Raw genomic sequence first — 23,291 nt, 5'->3', positions numbered from 1 at the left:
TTCCACCTGTCTTCTTGTTTTCAAACAGAAAACCTGCTCTGGCCTGATTGCCAAAGCAGGTTTTTCTACAGGCTGAGAGACTTATCTGCCAGAACAGATAAGTCTCGTCATTTAAGATAATACCAGGAAATCTCCAGTATGTTGGTATCATCACACCAAGGTGCTGACTACTCCCTTATATGTGAGCAAGTATAGCATATCATCAGCCGATTCTCAATATAAAACGATGATTTGCATTGGGACAAAATGCCCTGTTTGTCCTAATATGGCACAGATCATGTTATCCGTCAGGCCGGTTCGTTGGACGGATTCACATGAATCATAATGTGCTTTACATCCGGGAACGTACGTTCCACCTCGCTGTGGATATGTTCGGCCACCTTGTGCGCATCCCTCAGCGTTTTTTCTCCGTCCACCTGGATCTCCAGGTCAATATACACCTTGCTGCCAAACATTCTGGAGCGAAGCGAGTCCACCTGAATTACGCCTTCCTGTTCGCGGATATAATCCACCATTTTCCTGTCATAGGTTTCCCCGCAGGAGGTATCCAGCAGTTTGACGATGCCATCCTTCAAAATATCATAGGATGCCTTCACAATGAACAGGCAGATCACCACACTGGCCACAGAGTCCATCACAGGGAATCCAAGCATTGCTCCGCCAATGCCGATCAGAGAACCAACCGATGAAAATGCATCGGATCGGTGGTGCCATGCATCCGCCATAAATGCAGAAGAATTTATGAGATTGGCGTAGTAACGGGTATACCAGTACATGGCTTCCTTGCTTACGATGGAAACAATTGCCGCAGCAAGGGCAATTGCTCCCGGGGCAGCAAGCGATCCATAACTGCCGGAGAGAATCGTCTCAACTCCGGTTTTGCCTACCCCAAGGCCGGTTGCCAGCAGAATGATTCCCAATCCCAGAGAGGCGATACATTCAATGCGATCATGACCATAGGGATGTGCGGTATCCGCCTCCTTCTTTGAAGCTTTTACACCAATCCAGGCGATCACCGTGGTGATTACATCGGAGAAGGAGTGAATTGCGTCCGAGATCATTGCGCCGGAATTGCCCGCAACGCCAGCAAACAGCTTAAATGCGGACAGAACTGCATTCCCAAACACACTTGCAAAAGACATCTTGCGAATGGCGGATGCCTCATCAACGGAATTCACACGGGAAATGGGGTTGTTCTTGTTTACAGCTTTCATAAAAAGCCCTCCTGTTCATACTTTTAATCGGACGGTTTCTCTCGTCAGCCCACATCAGAAAATTCTCATTCCCCGGGAAAAACAAAAAGCACCCGCGGGGACATACAACTGTCCCGCAGATGCCGTATCTCTGCTGCCATAATGGCCCGGCAAGTGGCCTGTTGGCCACCGCCTGTTCAGTTTGTACTGTTGAATTTGCATCCTCTTGTCAGGATGTAATGCAGTGCAAAGAGTATCTTAATGATTGCATGGGATATCCCGCTCTGTCAAGGCATTGCTCATGATTCTGATTCTTGGCTGTGTGTTATTTCCGGCCCCATGGCTCATCAAAAATCCATGTCTCTGTGTACAGGGCTTTTTTGACCGGATTCCCAAAGATCCCGCCATGGCGGCCGCGGTAATGCTGATTTTATATTTGCTGAAAGGCCTGACGATTTTCTTTCCCCTTATCGTTCTCGAAATCGCTAGCGGCTATCTTTTTTCCGGCTGGACTGCACTTCTGGTCATTTTTTCCGGAATACTCATTATTCTGACGGTTCCTTATTGGGTTGGCCGTGCGGCAGGAATGGAAGCCGTGCACAAGCAGGTGAAAAAGCACCCTCGATTTGAAAAAATATTGAGCATGCAGCAACAGAATTCCTTCTTTCTGTGCTTCTTTTTACGAATCATCAGCTGTTTGCCGGGAGATGTCGTAACCATGTATCTGGGGGCAACCAGAACATCCTTCTGGAAAAATATTCTTGCCGGAAGTCTGGGGCTTTTGCCCGGAATGGTCTTAGCCACATTCATGGGGGAAAGTGTTCAGCAGCCACAATCACCGGCATTCTGGATTTCTGTTGGGCTGATGCTCACGCTCTCGGCATCTTCTGCTGCCACATACTTTTTGTATTGCCGCAAAGGAAAGAGAAGAGCAAAAACCAGAGAATGACTGCCCCAATTTTAGATAGATGAAAAGGAGAAAATGCTTATGCTTGACAGTTCTGAAAAACGGCGTCGAATCGCCAAATGGCTGCTCAGCCTGTTTACCTGCTGCATTTTGATTTATCTGGGCTTTCGCCATATAAGCAGTATTGCGGCGGTGATTCTTCAGCTGCTCGACCTGGCAAAACCGCTGCTGATTGGCGTCATGCTCGCTTTGATCTTCAATGTACCGATGAGCTTTTTTGAGCGATATTTGCGCACAAAGGCCGGACTGCAGCATGCTGCCCGCCCGCTCTCGATCGGGCTTTCGCTTCTTTTGGTGTTCGGGATTTTCATCGGTGTCACAGTTCTGGTTGTACCGGAAGTGGTAAAGGCGATCAAGCTCATTGTTCAGATCACCGGCGGGGGACTGGAGCAGCTGGCACAAATGGAAAGCAACACCGCTCTGACAAGTACACCGCTCGGTCAGCTTTTTGAAAAGGTCGATATCGACTGGCTTGGATTGAAAAGGCAGATGGGGGAATGGGTCAAATCCCGCAGTGGCACGCTTGTCAATCAGGTCGTAGGGGCTGCCGGTTCTCTGGCAGGTGGTGTGATCACTTTCTCGATTGGGCTGATCTTTGCGGTATATATTCTGGCCGGAAAGGAGCGGCTGAAACATCAGGCCAGCCGGGTGCTTCATGTATGGCTTCCGAAGCGTTTCGTTGAAGAGCTGATTCATGTCGCCGCTGTTTGCAGCAACACCTTCCGCCTGTTTATTACAGGGCAGCAACCGAAGCAATCATCCTCGGAACACTGTGTATGGTTGGAATGCTCATTTTGCGGATTCCCTACGCGCCCATGATCGGAGCACTTGTTGGGGTTACTGCATTGATCCCCATTGTAGGCGCTTTTATCGGTACAATCGTAGGCGCAATTATGATAATGACCGTCAACCCCTTCAAAGCGTTTGTGTTTGTCGTCTTTCTGCTGATTCTCCAGCAGATTGAAGGAAACATGATTTACCCGAAAGTTGTGGGCTCGAAAATCAATCTTCCTGCTATATGGGTATTGGCTGCTGTTACAATCGGCGGTAATCTGGGCGGCCCCATCGGCATGCTGCTGGGGGTTTCGGCAGCCTCCGCCGCCTATGCTTTGCTGAAGGAAAGCCACCGCCCGGCGGGAGCAGGGGCGTTTGTAATATTTGCATTCCATTGTTACCCCCATTCGGATGGCAGGGCAGGGAAATCCCGCTCTGCCATTTTTCTGTGTTCAAATTCTGTGTGGTTGACAGCAAAAAGTATGTCTTTGCCATCATGGAAGTTTTAGCCGCAAATCTGTTTTTTTTTTTCGGGTTGTGCGAAACCTGGATTTATACTATAATAAGTTCGAAAATCAGGTATCGATCCACCCGTGCCGGAGCACAGTAAAGCTGCCGACACGCCGCTGGGAAGCTGCAAAAGAGGAGCGTTTGCAATGAAAGAATATCAGAGCATGACCAAGCAGGAGCTGCAGGAAGAATACGAGGCGGTTCTGGCACAGTATCAGAGCTATCAGGCAAAGGGGCTGAAACTGGATATGTCCCGCGGGAAACCCTGTGCCGAGCAGTTGGAGCTTTCCAACGAGCTGCTCAGCCAGAATCAGTACATTGGGGAAAATGGCGAGGATTCCCGTAACTACGGTTTGCTTGCCGGTATGCCCCAGGCCCGCCGTTTCTTTGCCGAGCTGATGGATGTGGAGGAAAATGAAGTCATCGTGGGTGGCAATTCCTCGCTCACACTCATGTATTATATGATCGATCTGGGCTGGCGGGTCGGCTTTGCGGACAGCGACCACCCCTGGCGCACCGAGGAAAAGCTTAAATTCCTGTGTCCTGTACCCGGCTATGACCGTCACTTTGCCATTACGGAGTATTTCGGCTTCGAAATGCTGCCCATCCCCATGAAAGAGGATGGCCCGGACATGGATCTGGTGGAGCAGCTTGCCGCTGATCCCAGCGTGAAGGGCATCTGGTGTGTGCCGCTGTATTCCAATCCGGATGGCTATATTTACAGCGCGGAAACGGTACGCCGGCTTGCCAGCATGAAAACCGGTGCGCCGGATTTTAAGATCATCTGGGATAACGCATACTGTGTGCATCATCTTACCGATGAGCATTGCTCCGTACCCGATATCCTGACCGAGTGCAAAAAGTATGGCACGAAGGATCGTCCTCTGCTGGTATGCTCCACCAGCAAAATGACCTTCCCCGGAGCTGGTGTTGCCGCGCTGGCCGCCAGTGAGGCCAATATTCGCCACATCCTCACCCAGATGGCTCCCATGGCCATCAGTGCCGACAAGATGAATCAGATGCGCCATGTGAGCTTTTTGAAAAACAAGGCGGGCGTATTGGCACACATGGAAAAACATCGTGCTATTCTGGAACCCAAATTTGAACTGCTCAAGGAAGCCTTTGCTTGCCAGCTAACTCCCTGCGGGGCCATTGCCCGCTGGACCAGCCCCAAAGGCGGATATTTCATCAGCCTGTATGTGATGGATGGCTGCGCAAAGCGCGTGGTTCAGCTGTGCAAGGAAGCCGGTGTGATTCTCACTCCTGCTGGTTCGGCTTATCCCTACGGCAACGACCCGCAGGATCATCACCTCCGCATCGCTCCCTCGTATCCCACGGTGGCCGAACTGGATCAGGCCAGCCAGCTGCTTTGTGTCAGTGTTCGTCTGGCCAGTCTGGAAAAACTGTTGCAGGCATAACAAAAACCAATTGCAACGGCAGGCGAATCTGTGCTATAATAACGGAATCTTAAACTGCGGTGCGGGATAATACGGCCCGGCCGTTCATCAAAGGAGGACCCCATATGAAGTGCCCTTACTGCGGCGAACTGGAATCCAAGGTCATTGATTCCCGCCCCACGGAGGACGGCGAGAAAATCCGCCGCCGACGGGAATGCCTGCGCTGCGGCAAGCGTTTTACAACTTATGAAATCGTGGAAACCGTGCCTTTGATGGTCATCAAAAAGGATCGTTCCCGCCAGGTGTTCGATCGGCAGAAGCTCCTGGGTGGCATGCTTCGAGCCTGCGAAAAACGCCCGGTCAGCTATGAGATGCTGGAGCGGGCGGTGGATAACATCGAGCAGTCCCTTCTGAACAGCTATGAGCGCGAAGTCACCTCCATTCATATTGGTGAGCTTGCCATGGAAGAGCTGAAGAAGGTTGATGAAGTGGCGTACGTACGCTTTGCTTCGGTTTACCGGCAGTTCTCTGATTTGAACACCTTCATGAATGAGCTTAAGGAAATGCTCAGCAAGCGTTCAGAGCAGCCCGAAAAATAATCGGCGCACACCGTTCAGCTGAGATTTCAGTTTTCCCGTTTCGCAGAGAAGATCCTGCAGATAGTCCGGGTGTGCATAGGCGTTCAGGCCATACAGCGCACTTTCCAGTTCATGGAGCTGATCTTTTCGAATAAACACGGCAAGTACTGCCTGCTGCTTTTGATAGCTCTGTGTCATATATCGGATTTGCTCCCGTGCTTGCGGATACTCTCCACAGATGCAAAGGCTTTCCACCCGTGCAAGCCCCTTATCCAGCGAATCGAGGGAATCCGATACCAGACGCTGACCGATGAGTGTGAGCAAACACAATGCCGCAAGAATCATTGCGGCTGCCCGCAACCGTTTCATTTCTGTCCTTTCCACAGCCCTCTGATTCGCTTTTGCGGCAGGGGGCTGTTTTCTTTTGGAATCAATCTGTATTCGCCTCCGGCCCGTACCAGAAGAAGCAGTACCTGTTCCCGAGTGCATTTTTCTTTCCGGAGAAGGAACTCCAGCCATTGGGCGTCCTTCCTGCAGAGCGGAAGTGCCCCCTTCAGAAGCTGTCCATCCGCAATTACCGGAATAAAGGGATCGCCGTCCTCTGTTTTGCAAATGCTGATGCTGCCGTTGGTCTCCACCACCGCCCAGCTTACCTGTGCCGGGTCAAATACATCCTTACCGCGCAAGGCTTCCAGAAGGTCCCCGGTCCCAAACCGCAGCGATCGCAGAGTTTCGCGGCAGATCTTTCCGTCTCGAATCACGGTGACAGGGGAGCCGAACAGCAATCGTGCTGCTTTGGGCCGGCAGAAACACAGCCCGGAGAGGAAAAGTTCCAGTGCCACAATCAAAAACACAGGAACAAGGCTGGCAGTAAGTGGCAGCTCCGGCGACTCGATGGAGATGGACGCAAGGTTGGAGATCAGAATGGTGGAAACAAGCTCGGCGGGCTGTAATTCTCCCAGCTGACGTTTTCCCATCAGGCGCATGGCCAACAGAATGAGCAGATAAACCATCAGGGTTCGCAGCATCAGAATCAGCATTCCTTATCCTCCGTCTCTTTGAATCGTCTCACTGCCTTTTCGGTTTGCAATGCGGTCATTTGGGGCATACTAAGCCCCGGAGGTGACGCCGATGCAAACGGAAGAAACATTGAAGCCGCAACTTCAGCAAAATATCGAGTTGCTGAAACAGAGGTTTGGCAACTCGATTGATCTGTATACAAAGCCAGTCCGGATTCTGGGGATTCCATGTTGTCTTTGTATGTTCGAGGGCCTTTCCACCATTGAACGTTTGTGGGTGGTGGTGTTGGACATGCTGAGCAAAAGTGAGTTTCAGCCGGAAAGCGGTCTGGAGCTGTTTCATTACATGCAGTCTCAAACCGACCTGCCGCTGGAAAATTCCTGCGTGGAAACCGTGGATCAGCTGCGCACGCAGCTCACCGCCGGCACCACAGTGATTCTGATTGACGGATGCTGTAAAGCAGTGGTGCTTTCCACTCAGAACATGCAGTTCCGATCCATTCAGGAGCCCTCCGGAGAAGGGAATGTGCGGGGCTCCCGGGAAGGCTTCAGCGATCTGCTGCGCATCAACATCAGCCTGCTGCGTCGCCTGATCCGCACCGAAACGCTCACGGTGGAAACAATGATTTGTGGTGAGCGGACTGCCACAGAGGTGGCACTGGTTTACGATCGCTCTCTGGCGCCTGAGGAACTGGTAAAGCAGATCCGCGGCCGGCTAAGCAAGGCAAAACTTCCCGTGCTGTTTGACTCCAGCTACCTTGTGCCTTTTTTGCAGCGGGGCGGGTTCAGCTTTTTTCAGCAGGCAGGGTATACGGAACGCCCGGCCACAGCCTGCGCCAAACTCTGCGAGGGGAAAATAATAATTCTTGTAAACGGCAGCCCCTTTGCCATGATAATCCCGTATTTTTTCAGTGAACACTTTCAAAGTCTGGACGATTACTCCACGAAAGCCTATTTTGCCAGCTTTATCCGCATGATCAAATACGGCGCTTTCTTTCTTGCAGTGCTTTTGCCCGGCGTGTTTGTTTCCGTTGCAGAATATACGCCGGAGCTGTTTCCTCCGCAGCTGCTGTACAAAATCGCAGCCGCAGAAGCAGCCACACCATTGCCACTGTTCCTTGAGATGGTGCTGGTTATTGTTTTGCTGGAGATCGTACGGGAAGCAGGTTTGCGGCTGCCTCATCCCATTGGTCACAGCGTAAGTCTTGTGGCAGCCATCATTGTGGGAGATGCAGCGGTGAAGGCCGGAATCTTGAGCACTCCCATTGTAATCACCGCAGCGCTGACCACAATCTCCATGTTTGTGATTCCTTCTCTGTATGAACCGGCCACCGTGCTCCGCATCCTGTTTGTCTTTGCTGGAGGTTTATTTGGTCCCTTCGGTATTCTGGCTCTTCTTTTTATAATGCTTACCAGCATCTGCGGAATGAACTCCTTTGGCCTGCCCTATACGGCGCCTCTCATCCCGTGGGAAAGCGGAGCGGTTCGAGACGGGGTGCTTCGCACCAATTGGAAGCAGCTGGCCCGCCATCCCTTTTCCGTAAACGATTTACCGGGAGGAAATGCAGATGGCACAGAATAAACAGTCCGCAATTGCTCCCGTCCAACTGGCTGCTGTTATGGGGGCAGCGCTGCTGGCCGATGTGTTTTTGCAGCCCTTCGGGCGCCGTGCTCCGCTCCTGACTGCACAGCACGGAATCCTGTGCGCTGCCGGTCAAATGGCGTTTTTTTCATTTCTTTTGTGGTTGCTGCGCAAAGAAGCCTGCCGGGCACTGGAAAATCGGATTTTCTGCAGTCTGATCAGCGTTGTAATGCTGCTTTCTGCCGCGTTGGAAATCATTCAGGGCGAACGTTTTTACAGCCAGTCCATGCGCACTGGTCTTCCGGTGGAATTTTTCCTTGTCCTTTTGTTTGTCTCGGTGTTTTATGGTGTTTATTCCGGGCTGAATGCGCTGACTCGAACCGCCTGGGCCGTGTTGGCACTCACCGCTTTTTCCATGGCCTTGCTGTTGGTTTCCGTTCTTCCTCAGCTGCGCTTTGTGAATCTTCAGCCTGCATCTCTGAATCGGGCAGAGCTGACCCGGAATTTTGTCAGCCAGTTTTATCTGGCTCCGGAACTGATTCTCTGGGCGGTTTTATGGCCGTCGGACACCTTACAGAAAACCAAACACCGGCCTGCGATTGTTTTTATATGGCTTTTCGCCGCCCAGGCTCTATTCTGCCTGCTGGGCGAAATGACGCTCGGCCCGGCGTACCAGCAGGAGGAACAGCCGCTGTTTACGATTGCACGGCTGGGTGGAATTTCCGTATTCCGCCGACTGGACGCCCTGCATGCCTGCATATGGCTGCTTCTTTTCTTTGTCAAAATCACACTGTATTTTTCCGTATTTACCCAGATCATCCGCAGGGTGTTCCCTGTGTTGAAGGGCCACAGTGCCTACTATCTGGCAGTGGCGGGAGTGATCGGCATTTTCCTGGCCACCTGGGGACAGGCGGAACAGGCCGCTTACCGGTTGCAGCAGGCAGTCATTCTGGCATTGCTGATATGGCTGGCATTGTTTCGTATTTCGGCGGGGAGGCAAAAAAGATGAAATTGTTAAAACGGATTGCCCCTCTGTTTCTGGCAGTCGCCCTGTGTGGCTGCTCATCCACAGGGCTGGGGGACAAGGTAATTGTAAAAGCGCTCTTTCTGGATCATCAACAGCAATATATCGCTCAGGTGCTGGTTCTTGAACCCCAGCCAAGTGCCGACGCAGGGGAAGCCTCGGAAACCATCCGACTGATCGAGGGCAGAGGAAGTACCCTTGCAGAGGCTGTCAGCAAGGCGGAATCCGCCCGCGCCGAAGAGCTTTTTTACGGTCAGAACGAGCTACTTCTTCTGGGACCCGGACTGCAGCAGCAGGGGATGAGTGAGTGCTGCCGCTTTCTTTATGAAAACTCTGCCGGGCGCCCCAATATGGCAGTGTGGGGTATCAACCTTCCCGCCGATGAACAACCGCTTACCTCGGATAATGCCAGTGCAGTACTGGAGGGAATCCGCAGACTGGGGGAGAGAGGAGGATATCGCACCTACCTTTACCAGCTTGCCGCAGCACAGGGCGGGAGCATTCTTCCACTTGTGAAGCTCAGCGGCGAGGACGATGTGCAGATGCCAGGGCTGACTTTTTATCAGAACGGAGCACCGGTGGCTCACATGTCCGGAAACGAAATGGAGCTGGCAGCTCTGTTCAGTGGGCAGAAAGGAACCGGACAGCTTCAAATGGAAAGCGAAAACGGTCCGATCACTCTGACCATCCGCTCTCCCAAACTGATTTATGAGTGCGTGGAACAGGAGAGCTCCATGGCGCTTCACATTCGATTTTCCGGTCATGTGGAGCAGATGACCGGAGAATCCCTTCCCGGTGCACGGGAGGAACGGCGTTCACTTTTAAAAGAGCTGAACAGACAGCTGGAGCAAACAGCCGTCGATGTAGTTCGAAAATCCTTTTCTGAGGAGAGCGATCCGTTCGGGTTTTTGAACCGTTTCCGGAATAAAAATGAGCAGCTGGCTCTTACACTGGCGGAAAATGGTATGCTTTACCAACCGGAAAGTGTGGTGTTTTCCAGCGCGCTTCAACTGCTGTAGCGGCTGTGCCTGTATCTCTGTAAAAAATAAAGGTCGTCCGGCTGGAGTCTTCGTTCTGCCGGACGACCTGCTTTTCTGTGCACTTCTTCTCAGCCAGACAAAAAAGCGGCACCGGGAGCACCTACAGTTTGTGCAATACTGCATGCTTTTCTTGCAAATCAAATTGATAATCTTTCCGCAATCATGTATAATAAAAACAACTCTGAAATTTCATCAAAAAGGAAGGGTGTTCTTTATGCCAGCATTTTCCGTCCCACTGAGCAAAGTAGCGGAACAGCTGAATCTTGAAACGATCTATGCGCCGAAAGAATTGACTGAGATCCCAATTTATACGGCGGATGTCAACCGCCCGGGCATTGTGCTTGCTGGGTACTACCAGTATTTCGATGCCAATCGGATCCAGATCTTCGGTATGGTCGAGATGTCTTATCTGCAGGAGCTGCCCGCAGCTACCCGTCGCGCTCACCTGGAGCGTCTGTTTGAGCTTACCCCCCCGGCGGTGCTCATCAGCCGCAGTCTGGAACCCCTGCCTGAGATGATCGACTTTGCGCGGAGGTACTCTGTGCCTGTTCTGTCTTCTGCGGAGTCCACTTCCACCTTGATGAGTGCTTTGATCAGTCTGCTGAATGTGGAGCTGGCCCCCCGTGTTACCCGTCACGGTGTTTTCATTGAAGTTTACGGCGAGGGCATCCTGATTCTGGGTGACAGTGGCGTAGGCAAGAGTGAGACCGCTGTGGAGCTGGTCAAACGTGGCCATCGCCTGATTGCCGATGACGCCGTGGAGCTGCGCCGCACATCCAGCCGCACCATCGTGGGTACGGCTCCGGAAAACATCCGTCACTTTATCGAGCTGCGCGGCATCGGTATCGTTAACGTTGCACGCATTTTCGGTATCGGCTCGGTTAAGGTGAGCGAGAAGGTTGACCTGGTCGTGGATCTGGAACCCTGGGACAAAACCAAAAATTACAGCCGCACCGGTCTGGAAACTGATTTCTATGATATTCTGGGTGTACAGATTCCCAAGACGGTAATTCCTGTTATGCCCGGCCGTAATCTGGCGGTAATTCTGGAAACGGCCGCTATTAACAACCGTCAGAAAAAGATGGGTTATAACGCCGCCAAAGAGCTGCTTGCACGCCTTGGCCTGGATGAGGACATTGGCATCTGACACAGAAAGGGAGCATATACTTTGTATCAAATTGCAGCGGATCTGCACACGCACACACTGGTTTCCAACCACGCATTCAACACCATCACCGAAATGGCCACAAAGGCTGCAGCAATGGGGTATAAGGCCATCGCCATCACCGATCATGGCTGCGCCATGCCGGATTCCCCGCACATCTGGTATTTTAACAATCTGATTCGTCTGCCGGACGTGCTGGAAGGAATCCCTGTGCTGAAGGGCGTAGAGGCCAACGTGATGGATTTGGAGGGAACGCTGGATTTTTCACAGCAGGAGCTGGCTCGCTTCGACTGGGTTATTGCCTCCATCCACGGCGACTGCCTGCCGGGCAAACTCACCGTGGAGCAGGCCACAGATCTCTGGTTGAAGGTGGCGCAGAATCCTTATGTTGACATGATCGGCCATTCCGAACAGGCCAACCACGTGTATGACTATGACCGGGTCACCCGGGAATTTGCCGCCCACAATAAAGTGGTGGAGCTGAACGGAAACTCCTTTGCCGTGCGCCCGGAAGGGGCAAAAAACATGAAGGCGCTTGCGCTCGCGTGTAAAAACAGTGGCTGCAAGATCGCGCTGAACAGCGATGCCCACTCCACCTATCATCTGGAGCGCGGTGTATCGCACCTGTTCGGGATTCTGGAGGAAATTGATTTCCCGAAGGATCTTATCGTCAATGGCTCCGGTGAAAACCTTCGCCGTGAGCTGGAAATACATAATAAAAAAATCGTAGATCGGATCGGAGAGTTGTTAAGATGAAGAAATATACAATTGGCGTAGATCTGGGCGGTACCACCATCACCGCCGGTATTGTGGATGAAGAATTCAAAGTGCTGCACAAATGCACCTGCGACACCGATCTGCCCCAGCCTGAAGAAAAGATCGAAGAGAAGATTGCCAACCTGTGCCGTCAGGTCCTGGTGGAGAGCAATCTGACTCTGGATGACCTGCTGTGGGTGGGCATCGGTACCCCGGGCAGCGTAAACAGCAAAACCGGCATAGTGGACTTTAACGCGAATTTCGGTTATTATGATTGGGAGCTTCGCGATCACATGGAGAAGCGCCTGGGTTGCAAGGTCTACATCGAAAACGATGCAAACGCAGCGGCTTACGGCGAATTTATCGCTGGTGGCGCACGCGGTGCACGGTATGCTGTGGTGATCACTCTGGGCACTGGCATCGGCGGCGGCATCATCATCGACGGCAAGATTTTTGCCGGCTTTAACTATGCAGGTGCTGAGCTGGGCCACATGGTAATTCAGAAGGATGGCCGCCCGTGCATGTGCGGCCGAAACGGCTGCTGGGAAAAGTATGCTTCCGCCCGTGCTCTGGCAGAGGATACCAAAGCCGCTATGATGTCGCACCCCAAAAACATGATGTGGCAGCTGGTGGACGGCGACATCACCAAGGTTGGCGCCAAGACTGCATTTGACGGCATGGCTGCCGGCGACGAGCTGGCCACTCAGCTGATCAACAAGTTTGTAGAATATGTGGCGTGCGGCCTGACCAACGTGGTCAACATCTTCCAGCCGGAAATCATCTGCATCGGCGGCGGCGTTTCCAAGCAGGGCGAGGTTCTGCTGGCTCCTGTGCGCAAGCTGGTCAACTGGGAGGATTATGCCCGTGATGGCAAGCGCCGTGTGACCATCAAACCCGCCGAGCTGTTTAACGATGCCGGCGTTGTGGGCGCAGCATGGCTGGGCAACCAGGAAAAACTTTAATTTTTAGGAGGCCGTTTTATGGCGTGCACGGAGCATTTAAAGCAAAAACTGGAGGAAGCAGCGATCCCTTATTCCTGCGGCGAGCCCCTTGCACGCCACACCAGCTTCCAGATTGGCGGCCCTGCCGCCTTGTTCTGCATGCCTCACACCGCGCAGCAGCTGGTTCAGGCCATTGGGCTGTGCCGTGAGGAAGGGGTGCGGACCTACATTCTGGGCAATGGTTCCAATCTTCTGTTCAGCGATCATGGCTTTGACGGTGTGGTGGTTTCCACCCGTTCCCTTGAGCCCGAAATCCGGGTGGAAGGGGATCGCATCATCGCCGGAGCGGGAGTTTCATTGAAACAGGTCTGCGAAGAGGCTGCGTGCCATAGCCTTACCGGTCTGGAATTCGCCTACGGTATTCCGGGCAGTCTGGGCGGCGCAGTGTACATGAACGCCGGCGCTTACGGCGGTGAAACCCGCGATGTATTGCTGGAGGTCGAATTTCTGGACGAAGCCGGTCAGATTCGTTCTCTTCCGGTTTCCCAGCTGGAGCTTGGCTACCGCACCAGCATCTTTGCGCGCACCGGCTGGTGTGTACTTCGGGCAACATTGCAGCTCCATCCGGGAGATTCCGTTCAGATTCAGCAAAAAATGGATGACCTGATGAATCGCCGCAGGCAAAAACAGCCTTTGGAATATCCCAGCGCAGGCAGCGCCTTTAAGCGGCCGGAAGGTGCTTTTGCCGGCAGCCTGATCGAACAGTGCGGCCTGCGGGGCTTCCGTGTGGGCGATGCCGCCATCAGCGAAAAGCACTGCGGCTTCATTGTGAATCTGGGCCACGCCAGCTGCGCGGACGTGCTGGAGCTGGCCCGTCAGGTAAGTGAACGGGTACAGCGGGAAACGGGTTTTGTGCTGGAAAAGGAAATCCGTGTAGTGGAATAATTGCGCGCATGACCGGCTGCTGGCAATCGGCAGCCGGTCATGCAGGTTATGCTGGATAAAAAAGAGAAGGAAAAGGAGAGACGGATCATGGAACTGCTGGTGGTTACCGGCCTTTCCGGGGCTGGAAAATCCCTTGCGGTAAATGCATTGGAGGATATTGGTTATTTTTGTATCGACAATATTCCGGCCGGGCTGATGCCCCGTCTGCTGGATTTCGCCCTTCAGGGCGAAACCATGCTGGAGAAGGTGGCGGTGGTGGTGGACATCCGCGGCTGCCGCACCCAGAGCGACGTACAGGAAGCTCTGACCAGTATGGACAGCCGCCAGGTGCCATATCAGGTGCTGTTTCTGGACGCTTCCGACGATGTACTTGCACGGCGCTATAAAGAAACCAGACGTATTCATCCGCTGTGTGTGCAGGAAGGCGTTTCCATGACCGACGCCATTGAGCAGGAGCGTAAAATCCTTCAGCCTTTTTTTGAACGCGCAGATTTTGTGGTGGACACTTCTCTTCTTTCCGCCGCGCAGAACAAAGAGCGAATCTGCAAACTCTTCCTGCACCAGAACCAGCAGCCAATGGTGCTGACAATTCTTTCCTTTGGCTTCAAGTACGGCCTGCCAAAGGAAGCGGATGTGGTATTTGATGTGCGCTGCCTGCCCAATCCTTTTTACATTCCGGAACTGAAGGAAAAAACCGGTCTGGACAGCGAAGTAGTAGACTATGTGATGCAGTTTGAGCAGTCGCAGGAACTGCTGCGTCGCATTCTGGATCTGCTGGATTACTCTCTCCCCATGTACATCAAGGAAGGGAAAAGCCAGCTGACGATTGCGGTGGGATGCACCGGCGGAAAACATCGATCCATCACCTTTGCCCGCAAGATCGCAGAACATTGCCAGAAACTGGGCTATGGGCCGATTCTCTATCACCGCGACCAAAAGCGTGTATATTGACGAAAGGGCATCTGTAAAAGAATGAGCTTTGCACAGGATGTAAAAACCGAGATCACTCAAAAAAAGATCAGCCGCCCATGCTGCCTTCTGGCAGCCAGCTACGGCGCGGCCTGTTTCAGCCGTTATTTTGACAGCCGCGGAGTAGTTTTTCAGACCGAGCTTGGAACCGCTGCCCATTATGTAAAACGGGTATTCCATCTGTGCGGCATCGAGGGCAATGTGACCAGCAAGCAGCGGCCCAGCGGCATGGTTTATGAATTCAAGGTGGATGATCCGGAACAGGTTCAGCTGATGCTGGAAAAGTTCCACTGCGACCCGGAGCAGGTCAGCCTGCGCATCGACCCCACATTGCTGCGTTGCCCCCAGTGCAGCGCGGCCTTTCTGGCTGCTGCCTTCGTGTGCTGCGGCACCATGACTGATCCCCGCAAGGAGTATAACCTGGAGTTTCTTTCCAGCCGCCATAATCTTGCACGGGATCTGGAGGGAATTCTGGCGGAGCATGAGTTTCGCCCCCACCGCACTCTGCGCAAGGGCGTGAATGTGGTGTACATCAAAGCAAGTGAACAGATTGAGGAGCTTCTGGCCTACATGGGGGCAGGGAACGCAGCCATGGAGATCATGAACCACAAGGTGATCAAGGAACTGCGCAACAAGACCAACCGCCTGACCAACTGTGAGACGGCCAATATGGACAAGACCGCAACCGCAAACGTTCAGGTAACGCGAGCCATCGAATATCTGAAACAGAATCACATGTTTGATGGCTTGAGCCAGCCTCTGCGGGAAGCTGCAGAGCTGCGGCTGGCCTGGCCGGATCTGTCGCTTTCCCAATTGGCGGAAAAGAGCCCGCAGCCCATCAGTAAATCCGGGCTCAGCCACCGGCTGAAAAAGCTGGAGCGCCTGGCATCTGAACTTCAGCAAAGGAGAACCAATGGCTGATACCAACAAGCAATTTACCCATCTGCATGTCCACACGGAATACAGCCTTCTGGATGGTGCCTGCCGAATCGACCGCATTTTTGAACGGGTCAAGGAGTTGGGCCAAACCTCCATCGCCATCACCGACCATGGTGTGATGTATGGCTGTGTGGATTTCTACAAAGCCGCTAAAAAGGCCGGCATCAAGCCCATCATCGGCTGTGAGGTCTATGTGGCCAATCGTTCCCGTTTCGATAAGGTCAACCGCATCGATGGCTCCAACCATCTGGTGTTGCTGTGCAAAAACGAAACCGGTTACAAAAACCTGATCAAGCTGGTTTCTGCCGGCTTCATTGAGGGTTTTTACTCCAAGCCCCGGGTGGACAAGGAACTTCTGGAGCAGCATCACGAAGGCCTGATCTGTCTTTCTGCCTGTCTTGCAGGCGAAGTCCCTCAGGCACTGCTCGCAGGCGATTATGAGAAAGCCCGCCAGGTTGCATTGTATTACAACGATCTGTTCGGGCAGGGAAACTATTACATCGAGATCCAGGATCACGGCATTGAAGAGCAGCAACAGGTTTTGCCGCTGCTGATTCGCCTTGCCCGGGAGACCGGTATCCCGCTGGTAGCCACCAACGATGCCCATTACCTCCGCAAGGAGGACAGCAAGATGCAGAGCATTCTGATCTGCATCCAGACCGGTAAGACCATTCAGGACGACGACAAACTGGAGTTTGAAACCGACGAATTCTATCTGAAAAGCACCGACGAAATGTACGATCTGTTTGCCATTGCGCCGGATGCCTGTGAAAACACCAACCGTATTGCGGAACAGTGTAATTTTGATTTTGAATTCGGCGTGACCAAACTGCCTTACTTTGAAGCCCCTGACGGAATGGAAAATCAGGCCTACTTCGAAAAGCTGTGCTACGAAGGCCTTACCCGCCGTTATGGCAGTAATCCCGCTCCGGAAATCCGGGAGCGTCTGGATTACGAGATCGATGTAATCCGCCGTATGGGCTACACCAACTATTACCTGATTGTATTTGATTTCATCAACTACGCCAAAACACAGGGTATCCCGGTAGGCCCCGGACGCGGAAGTGGCGCCGGAAGTCTGGCTGCCTATTGTGTGGGTATCACCAACATTGATCCCATCCGCTACAACCTCCTGTTCGAACGGTTTTTGAATCCGGAACGTGTGAGCATGCCGGACTTTGACGTGGACTTCTGCTACGAACGCCGGCAGGAAGTGATCGATTATGTGAACAACAAATATGGGCACGACCACGTGGCGCAGATCATCACCTTTGGAACCATGGCCGCCCGCGCTGCCCTGCGGGACGTTGGCCGCGTGATGGACATGCCCTATGCTGCGGTGGACGCGGTGGCCAAGCTGGTTCCCATGGAGCTGAAAATGACCCTGCACCGGGCTTTGGAGGTATCTCCGGAGCTGAAAGCCCGCTACGACTCCGACGAGCAGGTGAGAGAACTGGTGGACACTGCCATCAAAATTGAAGGCATGCCCCGTCACGCCTCCACTCATGCGGCAGGCGTGGTAATTACCCGGGAGGCGGCCAATGAATACGTTCCGCTTGCCTGCAACGATGGCGTTCCCGTAACGCAGTTCACCATGACAACCATCGAGGAGCTCGGCCTTCTCAAAATGGACTTTCTGGGCCTGCGCACCCTCACCGTGATTCGGGATGCGGAACGGATGATTCAGCGCCGTATTCCCGAGTTCTCGGTGGAAAAGATGCCCTACGATGATCCGGCCACCTACGAGATGCTGGGCCAGAGTGAAACAGAAGGTGTGTTCCAGCTGGAAAGTACCGGCATGAAGCAGGTGCTTCTGGGGCTGCGCCCGCAGAATCTGGAAGACATCATCGCCCTGATCTCGCTGTATCGACCGGGCCCCATGGACTCCATCCCCACTTACCTGCGCAACCGCCATGAGCCGGGGAAGATTCACTACAAGGTTCCCCAGCTGGCGCACATTCTGGATGTGACCAACGGCTGTATTGTGTATCAGGAACAGGTCATGCAGATCTGCCGGGAACTGGCAGGCTTCTCTTTGGGGCAGGCCGATCTGGTGCGCCGCGCCATGAGCAAGAAAAAGCACGATGTCATGGAGCGGGAGCGTCAGAACTTCGTATATGGCAGCAAGGAACCGGGATCGGAATGTGTGGGCTGCATTGCCAACGGCATCGACGAAAAAACGGCCAACGAGATCTTCGATGACATGTCCAGTTTTGCGTCTTACGCCTTTAACAAATCCCATGCGGCCTGCTATGCTTATGTGGCTTACCAGACCGCCTATCTGAAATGCCATTATCCCAATGAATTTATGGCAGCGCTGCTGACCAGCGTACTGGACAACACCGATAAGGTGATCGAGTATTCCGGCGAATGCCAGCGGCTTGGCATCAAGGTGCTGCCGCCCAACATCAATGTGAGTGATGGCGGCTTCACCGTAGACGGAAGCGACATTCGTTTTGGCCTGAACGCAGTCAAAAACGTGGGCCGTAACCTGATTGCCGCAGTAGTTCGGGAGCGCAAGGAAAAGCCGTTCCGCTCGCTGTATGACTTCTGCCGCCGGATGTATGGCTGCGAAATCAACCGCCGGGCGGTGGAAAGCCTGATCAAATGTGGTGCGTTTGACGGATTGGGTGCCACACGCAGGGCCATGCTCCAGTGTATCGAGGGCATTTTGAAGAGTGTGGAAACCGACAGCCGTAAAAATCTGGAAGGCCAGCTGGATCTGTTCAGCCAGAGCGGCGAGCAGGAAACAGTAAACGACTATGTGATTCCCGCTCTGGAGGAATTCCCCACCGGGGAGCTTTTGCAGATGGAAAAAGAGGTGAGCGGCCTGTATCTGAGCGGCCATCCTCTGGACGCATATCGGGAAATCATCAAAAATATATCCAGCTGCAAGATTAGTGAATTGACAGGGGAAGGCGCAAAAGCTTACGATAATAAAGTAGTCAACATTGTTTGCGCAGTGATCAAAAGCAAATTTATGACGACTCGCTCCAACACCATGATGGCCTTTACCAACGTGGAGGATCTGAGCGGCACCATGGAAATTCTGGTTTTCCCGAAGATCCTGATGAACTGCCGCGACGCCCTGCAGGAAAATGCGGTTGTGGTAATCACCGGTCGTGTTTCGGTGAAGGAGGATGAAGCAACCAAGCTTGTGGCGGAAACCATTGTTCCCATCGAACAGTATCAGGCCCGCCGGCCGGAAAAATCGGCCGCAGCCAGCGTGCCGGAAAAGCCGCAGCCGCCCAAAAAGGGGCTGTACCTCAAGCTGCCCAGCCAGAACTGTGAGCAGTTCCGCAAGGTAACAAACCTGCTCAGCGGTATCTTTGACGGCAGTATGCCGGTCTACATGTATTTTGAGGACCGCAAGCAGCTGACTCTGGCACCACGCAGTTTGTGGGCACTGGATCATGAGCTGCTTTACCCGGAATTGCGCCGGATTTTGGGCGATAAAAATGTTGCTACAAAATAGTTGGCCGATTGGGCAAACCTTTTGGCAGCAAAATGCGTAGAATGTTTTGCATTTATGTTGCCTGGATGTTATAATTATACCAATGTCAAATTTCGATTTGATTTAGGAGGGGCATTACTATGTACAAGGAAATTAAAACCATCGGTGTATTGACCAGCGGCGGCGACGCACCCGGCATGAACGCAGCGGTTCGCGCAGTTGTTCGTACCGCTCTGAGCAAGGGCATCAAGGTTATTGGCATTCAGCGCGGCTATAATGGTCTGCTGAACGGCGAGGTTCGCGAGATGAACCTGCGCAGTGTATCTGAGATCATTCACCGCGGCGGTACCATCCTTTACACTGCCCGCTGCCTGGAGTTTGTTACCGCTGAGGGCCAGAAGAAGGGCGCTGAAAAGTGCAAAGAGCTGGGCATTGACGCCATGGTTGTGGTTGGCGGTGACGGTTCCTTCAAGGGCGCCCGCGCTCTGGCAAACCTGGGCATCCCCTGCATCGGTATTCCCGGTACCATCGACAACGACATCGCCTGCAGCGAGTACACCATTGGTTACGACACTGCCATGAACACTGCCGTTGAGATGATCGATAAGCTGCGTGATACCACTCAGAGCCATGACCGCTGCAGCGTGGTTGAGGTTATGGGCCGTAACGCCGGTTACATCGCTCTGAACGTGGGCATCGCCACCGGTGCTCTGGCTATCCTGATTCCCGAGCGTCCCTACGATCTGGATCACGACATCATTTCCCGCATGAACCAGACCCAGAAGACCGGCAAGAAGCATTTCATCGTAATCGTTGCCGAGGGTGTTGGCCATGCACAGGAGCTGGCCAATGAGATTCAGGCCCGCACCGGCATTGATTCCCGTGCCACTGTTCTGGGCCATGTACAGCGTGGTGGTTCTCCCACTCTGCGTGACCGCGTAACCGCTTCTCAGATGGGTTACCATGCTGTTAACCTGCTGGAGAAGGGCATCTACAATCGCGTTGTTGCCGTTTCCGCCGACAAGATCGTGGACTACGATATCAACGTGGCTCTGTCCATGCACAAGACCATCGACACCATGATGCTGGATGTGGCCAACACCATTTCCATCTGATTTTAGTCATTCAAAGGGCATGTCGCTTGCTGGCGGCATGCCTTTTTTGATTAAAAAGGGCTATGATGGCTCACGTTTCCTCTCTTTTGCGAATATACTCTTGGAGAGATTACCAACAATGGAGGGGGAAGCGATGCGCCGTATTTCTCATTCCGCACGGCAGCGGATGGTCAAGCGAAGGAAAACCGGCTTATGGCTCATTTTTATAACTGCACTCTCTCTGTTCTTTCTGCAAAGGGCTGATCAGGCCCTCCGCCCCCTTACCGTGCAGGTGTTACAATACCAGTGCCGCGCATTGGCAGCACGCACCATTCAAGGTGCCTGCAATTCCATTCTGGAAGAAAAACACACCCTTTACAATGATCTGTACAGCATTCAGCATGACAATACCGGCAGGGTGCAGAGTGTGACCGTTGATTCTGCCCGCATCAATTCTCTGGAGGATGCGCTGGTGGATCAGGTCAACCTGTCTTTGACCCAGCTTCCTCAGGATCCGCTTCGTATCCCGCTGGGTACCTTGAGTGGAATTCAATTCTTCAGTGGGCTGGGGCCGGAAATTACCGTACAGGTGCAGCCGCTCTCACTGGTTACCAGCCAGGTAAGGAGCAATTTCTCCCAGGCCGGTGTTAATCAGACCAGACTTGAAATTACCATTTGTTTTTCCGTTCAGATCGGTGCCCTCCTGGCCGGTGAAGTGATTCCGGTGGACGTTCAATCAGAAATACTTGCCGCACAAGTCCTGATCGTTGGCGAAGTGCCTCAGTTATACGCTCAAAACGGCTGGGCAGGCGAAAAAGCCTAGCCCCCGGATGGGCCAATGTGTTATAATGAGAATTCAGAATGATAATGCCAAACAGCATTGCTTTTGGACTTTTAAGAGGTGATCGATTTTGACATTGGAACAGGCCCAGCAGCGAATTCTTGAGCTGCGCCGGGTGATTGAATACAACAACCGCCTTTATTATGATCAGGACGCCCCCGAACTGGAGGATTTTGAATACGACGCATTAAACCGGGAGCTGAAGGAGCTGGAAGCGCAGTTCCCGCAGCTGATCACACCGGATTCTCCCACCCAGCATGTGGGCGGAACTCCTTCCGGGAAATTCGCCAAGGTGACCCATGCGGTAAAAATGGAAAGCCTTCAGGATGCGTTTTCCTATGAGGAGCTGCGGGATTTCGACCGTCGAGTGCGGGGTGAGGGTATTTCTCCCCGTTATGTGGTTGAAGTGAAAATTGACGGTCTTTCCGTAAGCCTTGAGTATGAAAACGGCGCTTTTGTGCGTGGTTCAACCCGTGGTGACGGCATAGTGGGCGAGGATGTGACCAAAAACCTGGCCACCATCAAGGATATTCCCAAGAAACTGCTGAACGCACCGGAATTTCTGGAGGTGCGCGGCGAGGTCTATATGCCCCACGCAGCCTTTGAACAGCTGGTGGAGGAGCAGGAACTGAACGATAAGCAGCCCTTTAAAAACCCCCGCAACGCAGCGGCCGGCTCTCTGCGTCAGAAGGACAGCAAGATCACCGCGAGCCGCGGACTTTCCATCTTCGTGTTCAATATCCAGCAGATTCGGGGCAAGGAGCTGCACAGCCACCAGGAAAGCCTGGATTATGTGAAGCAGCTGGGATTTGTGGTATCGCCCCGATATCATAGCTTTGATAACATTGATGACGCCATTGCCGAAATCGAAGCTATCGGGCAGATGCGCGGCACACTGCCCTTCGATATTGACGGTGCAGTGATCAAGGTGGATGATTTTGCCCAGCGCGGAATGCTGGGCAGCACCAACAAATTCCCCCGCTGGGCCATCGCCTTCAAGTATCCGCCGGAGGAGAAGGAAACCGAACTGCAGCAGATCGATATCACGGTGGGGCGCACCGGTGTTCTTACCCCCACAGCGGTATTTACGCCCGTGCAGCTGGCCGGCACCACGGTTTCCCGGGCAATTCTGCACAATGAGGACTTTATCCGGCAGCTGGATGTGCGCATCGGTGACCGGATTCTTGTTCGAAAAGCCGGTGATATTATCCCGGAAGTGGTTGCAGTCACCCAGCACAAGGACGGCTCTGAGCCCTATCAGATGCCTCAGGTATGCCCCTCCTGCGGCGCTCCAGCGGTTCATTTGGAAGGGGAGGCGGCTCTGCGCTGCGTAAACCCGGAATGCCCGGCTCAGGCTCTGCGCAACATCATTCACTTTGCCAGCCGCAACGCCATGGACATCGACGGTCTGGGCAAGGCTGTGGCCGCTCAGCTGGTCAGCAAGGGATATGTGCACTCGGCGGCAGATCTTTATGATCTGACTGAGGAGCAGCTGATGACGCTGGATAAATTCAAGGAAAAAAGCGCACGCAATTTACTGAATGCCATCGAGGCCTCCAAGGAAAACAACCTGGACAAGCTCCTCTTCGGTCTGGGCATTCGCAACATCGGCGAAAAGGCAGCAGCCTCCATCGCGGAGCATTTCCGCTCCATGCAGGCTGTGCGGGAGGCCGGGGAAGAGCAACTCAGCGAGATCGACGGTTTCGGCGCGGTTATGGCACAAAGTGTTCTTGCCTTCTTCGCAAAAGAAGGTACAGAGGATCTTCTTGGCCGCTTGGAACGCGCCGGAGTGAATATGGAATGGCATGGTGAGGAAAAGACCGATAAGCTGGCCGGTAAAACCATTGTGGTTACCGGAACCTTGCCCACCCTTTCCCGTGCTGAAGCGGAAGCCTTGATCACCAAGAACGGCGGCAAGGCAAGTGGTTCCGTTTCCAAAAAGACCGCCTATGTTCTTGCCGGAGAAGCAGCCGGTTCCAAACTCACCAAAGCCCAGCAGCTGGGAATCCCCGTAATCGACGAAGCCGCATTTTTACAAATGATCCAATAATCTTCCGTTCATCCCCCGGGCCAAAAGCCCGGGGGATTTTTCTGTTCTACCAG

General features: G+C 53.3%; 21 protein-coding genes and 1 riboswitch. Of the genes, 18 read left to right on the top strand and 3 right to left on the bottom strand.

Annotated features, from left to right (window positions below; genetic code table 11):
* Positions 1-287: 287 nt before the first annotated feature.
* The gene (locus ACESYO_RS12365) at positions 288-1,214 is read right to left on the bottom strand and encodes a cation diffusion facilitator family transporter (RefSeq protein ID WP_373210230.1); all 927 of its coding nucleotides are present in this window, start codon (positions 1,212-1,214) and stop codon (positions 288-290) included.
* A gap of 106 nt (positions 1,215-1,320) precedes the next feature.
* A riboswitch (NiCo riboswitch) is annotated at positions 1,321-1,404 on the bottom strand.
* Positions 1,405-1,494: 90 nt separating this feature from the next.
* On the opposite strand from ACESYO_RS12365, the gene ACESYO_RS12360 reads away from it, so the two are divergent.
* The 5 genes from ACESYO_RS12360 (at position 1,495) to nrdR (ending at position 5,440) form a co-directional block, all read left to right on the top strand.
* A complete protein-coding gene (locus ACESYO_RS12360) occupies positions 1,495-2,142 on the top strand; it encodes a TVP38/TMEM64 family protein (protein WP_132587336.1) in 648 nt (215 codons plus the stop codon).
* A gap of 39 nt (positions 2,143-2,181) precedes the next feature.
* On the top strand, positions 2,182-2,979 hold the full coding sequence (locus ACESYO_RS12355; protein WP_373210228.1) for an AI-2E family transporter: 798 nt from the start codon (positions 2,182-2,184) through the stop codon (positions 2,977-2,979).
* On the top strand, positions 2,937-3,443 hold the full coding sequence (locus ACESYO_RS12350) for an AI-2E family transporter (protein WP_077138471.1): 507 nt from the start codon (positions 2,937-2,939) through the stop codon (positions 3,441-3,443). Before ACESYO_RS12355 ends, ACESYO_RS12350 begins: the two co-directional genes overlap by 43 nt.
* A 147-nt stretch (positions 3,444-3,590) precedes the next feature.
* Positions 3,591-4,862: an aminotransferase class I/II-fold pyridoxal phosphate-dependent enzyme gene (locus ACESYO_RS12345; RefSeq protein ID WP_058963013.1), complete on the top strand. Its 1,272-nt coding sequence runs from the start codon at positions 3,591-3,593 to the stop codon at positions 4,860-4,862.
* 104 nt (positions 4,863-4,966) lie between these two features.
* A complete protein-coding gene (gene nrdR, locus ACESYO_RS12340) occupies positions 4,967-5,440 on the top strand; it encodes a transcriptional regulator NrdR (protein ID WP_058963012.1) in 474 nt (157 codons plus the stop codon).
* Here the strand turns inward: nrdR and ACESYO_RS12335 are convergent.
* Together ACESYO_RS12335 and ACESYO_RS12330 are read right to left on the bottom strand one after the other, a co-directional pair.
* Entirely contained in the window at positions 5,420-5,788 is a 369-nt protein-coding gene (locus tag ACESYO_RS12335) for a DUF4363 family protein (protein ID WP_077138470.1), read from the bottom strand. The two genes, nrdR and ACESYO_RS12335, sit on opposite strands and share 21 nt — an antisense overlap.
* Positions 5,785-6,459, bottom strand: a complete 675-nt coding sequence (locus tag ACESYO_RS12330) for a DUF421 domain-containing protein (RefSeq protein WP_058963010.1) — start codon at positions 6,457-6,459, stop codon at positions 5,785-5,787. The genes ACESYO_RS12335 and ACESYO_RS12330 overlap by 4 nt, the downstream gene beginning before the upstream one ends.
* Before the next feature lie 91 nt (positions 6,460-6,550).
* Between ACESYO_RS12330 and ACESYO_RS12325 the strand changes: the two genes are divergently transcribed.
* The 13 genes from ACESYO_RS12325 to ligA all read left to right on the top strand — a co-directional run bounded on the left by ACESYO_RS12325 (position 6,551) and on the right by ligA (position 23,238).
* A complete protein-coding gene (locus tag ACESYO_RS12325; RefSeq protein ID WP_077138469.1) occupies positions 6,551-8,020 on the top strand; it encodes a spore germination protein in 1,470 nt (489 codons plus the stop codon).
* A complete protein-coding gene (locus ACESYO_RS12320; RefSeq protein ID WP_082669488.1) occupies positions 8,001-9,029 on the top strand; it encodes a GerAB/ArcD/ProY family transporter in 1,029 nt (342 codons plus the stop codon). The genes ACESYO_RS12325 and ACESYO_RS12320 overlap by 20 nt, the downstream gene beginning before the upstream one ends.
* On the top strand, positions 9,026-10,063 hold the full coding sequence (locus ACESYO_RS12315) for a Ger(x)C family spore germination protein (protein ID WP_058963007.1): 1,038 nt from the start codon (positions 9,026-9,028) through the stop codon (positions 10,061-10,063). The genes ACESYO_RS12320 and ACESYO_RS12315 overlap by 4 nt, the downstream gene beginning before the upstream one ends.
* A 235-nt stretch (positions 10,064-10,298) precedes the next feature.
* Complete coding sequence (gene hprK / locus ACESYO_RS12310; protein ID WP_058963006.1) at positions 10,299-11,231, top strand: HPr(Ser) kinase/phosphatase; 933 nt, start codon at positions 10,299-10,301, stop codon at positions 11,229-11,231.
* Between the two features lie 21 nt (positions 11,232-11,252).
* Entirely contained in the window at positions 11,253-12,005 is a 753-nt protein-coding gene (locus ACESYO_RS12305; RefSeq protein WP_058963005.1) for a phosphatase, read from the top strand.
* Positions 12,002-12,967, top strand: coding sequence for an ROK family protein (locus tag ACESYO_RS12300; protein WP_058963004.1), 966 nt, complete (start codon positions 12,002-12,004; stop codon positions 12,965-12,967). The genes ACESYO_RS12305 and ACESYO_RS12300 overlap by 4 nt, the downstream gene beginning before the upstream one ends.
* Before the next feature lie 18 nt (positions 12,968-12,985).
* Complete coding sequence (gene murB, locus ACESYO_RS12295) at positions 12,986-13,891, top strand: UDP-N-acetylmuramate dehydrogenase (protein WP_373210224.1); 906 nt, start codon at positions 12,986-12,988, stop codon at positions 13,889-13,891.
* An 87-nt stretch (positions 13,892-13,978) separates the two neighbouring features.
* Positions 13,979-14,842: an RNase adapter RapZ gene (gene rapZ, locus ACESYO_RS12290; protein WP_058963003.1), complete on the top strand. Its 864-nt coding sequence runs from the start codon at positions 13,979-13,981 to the stop codon at positions 14,840-14,842.
* Between the two features lie 21 nt (positions 14,843-14,863).
* Positions 14,864-15,781 (top strand): DNA-binding protein WhiA, encoded by a 918-nt coding sequence (gene whiA / locus ACESYO_RS12285; protein WP_058963002.1) that lies wholly within the window; start codon positions 14,864-14,866, stop codon positions 15,779-15,781.
* Positions 15,774-19,274, top strand: a complete 3,501-nt coding sequence (locus ACESYO_RS12280) for a DNA polymerase III subunit alpha (RefSeq protein ID WP_373210222.1) — start codon at positions 15,774-15,776, stop codon at positions 19,272-19,274. Before whiA ends, ACESYO_RS12280 begins: the two co-directional genes overlap by 8 nt.
* Positions 19,275-19,393: 119 nt before the next feature.
* Complete coding sequence (gene pfkA, locus ACESYO_RS12275) at positions 19,394-20,368, top strand: 6-phosphofructokinase (RefSeq protein WP_058963000.1); 975 nt, start codon at positions 19,394-19,396, stop codon at positions 20,366-20,368.
* 19 nt (positions 20,369-20,387) lie between these two features.
* On the top strand, positions 20,388-21,170 hold the full coding sequence (gene yunB, locus ACESYO_RS12270; protein WP_373210221.1) for a sporulation protein YunB: 783 nt from the start codon (positions 20,388-20,390) through the stop codon (positions 21,168-21,170).
* Positions 21,171-21,258: 88 nt separating this feature from the next.
* Positions 21,259-23,238, top strand: a complete 1,980-nt coding sequence (gene ligA / locus ACESYO_RS12265) for an NAD-dependent DNA ligase LigA (protein WP_058962998.1) — start codon at positions 21,259-21,261, stop codon at positions 23,236-23,238.
* The last annotated feature ends 53 nt before the right edge of the window (positions 23,239-23,291 follow it).

The organism is Allofournierella massiliensis, from assembly GCF_964241245.1.
Lineage (GTDB): Bacteria > Bacillota > Clostridia > Oscillospirales > Ruminococcaceae > Allofournierella > Allofournierella massiliensis.
Note: the sequence above shows the minus strand (reverse complement) of the source record. Positions and strands in the feature narration are given on the sequence as shown.

Coding starts and splice junctions, on each gene's coding strand:
- ACESYO_RS12365 (WP_373210230.1), bottom strand. CDS start 1,214: ATGAAAGCTGTAAACAAGAACAACCCCATTTCCCGTGTGAATTCCGTT.
- ACESYO_RS12360 (WP_132587336.1), top strand. CDS start 1,495: ATGATTCTGATTCTTGGCTGTGTGTTATTTCCGGCCCCATGGCTCATC.
- ACESYO_RS12355 (WP_373210228.1), top strand. CDS start 2,182: ATGCTTGACAGTTCTGAAAAACGGCGTCGAATCGCCAAATGGCTGCTC.
- ACESYO_RS12350 (WP_077138471.1), top strand. CDS start 2,937: ATGGTTGGAATGCTCATTTTGCGGATTCCCTACGCGCCCATGATCGGA.
- ACESYO_RS12345 (WP_058963013.1), top strand. CDS start 3,591: ATGAAAGAATATCAGAGCATGACCAAGCAGGAGCTGCAGGAAGAATAC.
- nrdR (WP_058963012.1), top strand. CDS start 4,967: ATGAAGTGCCCTTACTGCGGCGAACTGGAATCCAAGGTCATTGATTCC.
- ACESYO_RS12335 (WP_077138470.1), bottom strand. CDS start 5,788: ATGAAACGGTTGCGGGCAGCCGCAATGATTCTTGCGGCATTGTGTTTG.
- ACESYO_RS12330 (WP_058963010.1), bottom strand. CDS start 6,459: ATGCTGATTCTGATGCTGCGAACCCTGATGGTTTATCTGCTCATTCTG.
- ACESYO_RS12325 (WP_077138469.1), top strand. CDS start 6,551: ATGCAAACGGAAGAAACATTGAAGCCGCAACTTCAGCAAAATATCGAG.
- ACESYO_RS12320 (WP_082669488.1), top strand. CDS start 8,001: ATGCAGATGGCACAGAATAAACAGTCCGCAATTGCTCCCGTCCAACTG.
- ACESYO_RS12315 (WP_058963007.1), top strand. CDS start 9,026: ATGAAATTGTTAAAACGGATTGCCCCTCTGTTTCTGGCAGTCGCCCTG.
- hprK (WP_058963006.1), top strand. CDS start 10,299: ATGCCAGCATTTTCCGTCCCACTGAGCAAAGTAGCGGAACAGCTGAAT.
- ACESYO_RS12300 (WP_058963004.1), top strand. CDS start 12,002: ATGAAGAAATATACAATTGGCGTAGATCTGGGCGGTACCACCATCACC.
- murB (WP_373210224.1), top strand. CDS start 12,986: ATGGCGTGCACGGAGCATTTAAAGCAAAAACTGGAGGAAGCAGCGATC.
- rapZ (WP_058963003.1), top strand. CDS start 13,979: ATGGAACTGCTGGTGGTTACCGGCCTTTCCGGGGCTGGAAAATCCCTT.
- whiA (WP_058963002.1), top strand. CDS start 14,864: ATGAGCTTTGCACAGGATGTAAAAACCGAGATCACTCAAAAAAAGATC.
- ACESYO_RS12280 (WP_373210222.1), top strand. CDS start 15,774: ATGGCTGATACCAACAAGCAATTTACCCATCTGCATGTCCACACGGAA.
- pfkA (WP_058963000.1), top strand. CDS start 19,394: ATGTACAAGGAAATTAAAACCATCGGTGTATTGACCAGCGGCGGCGAC.
- yunB (WP_373210221.1), top strand. CDS start 20,388: ATGTCGCTTGCTGGCGGCATGCCTTTTTTGATTAAAAAGGGCTATGAT.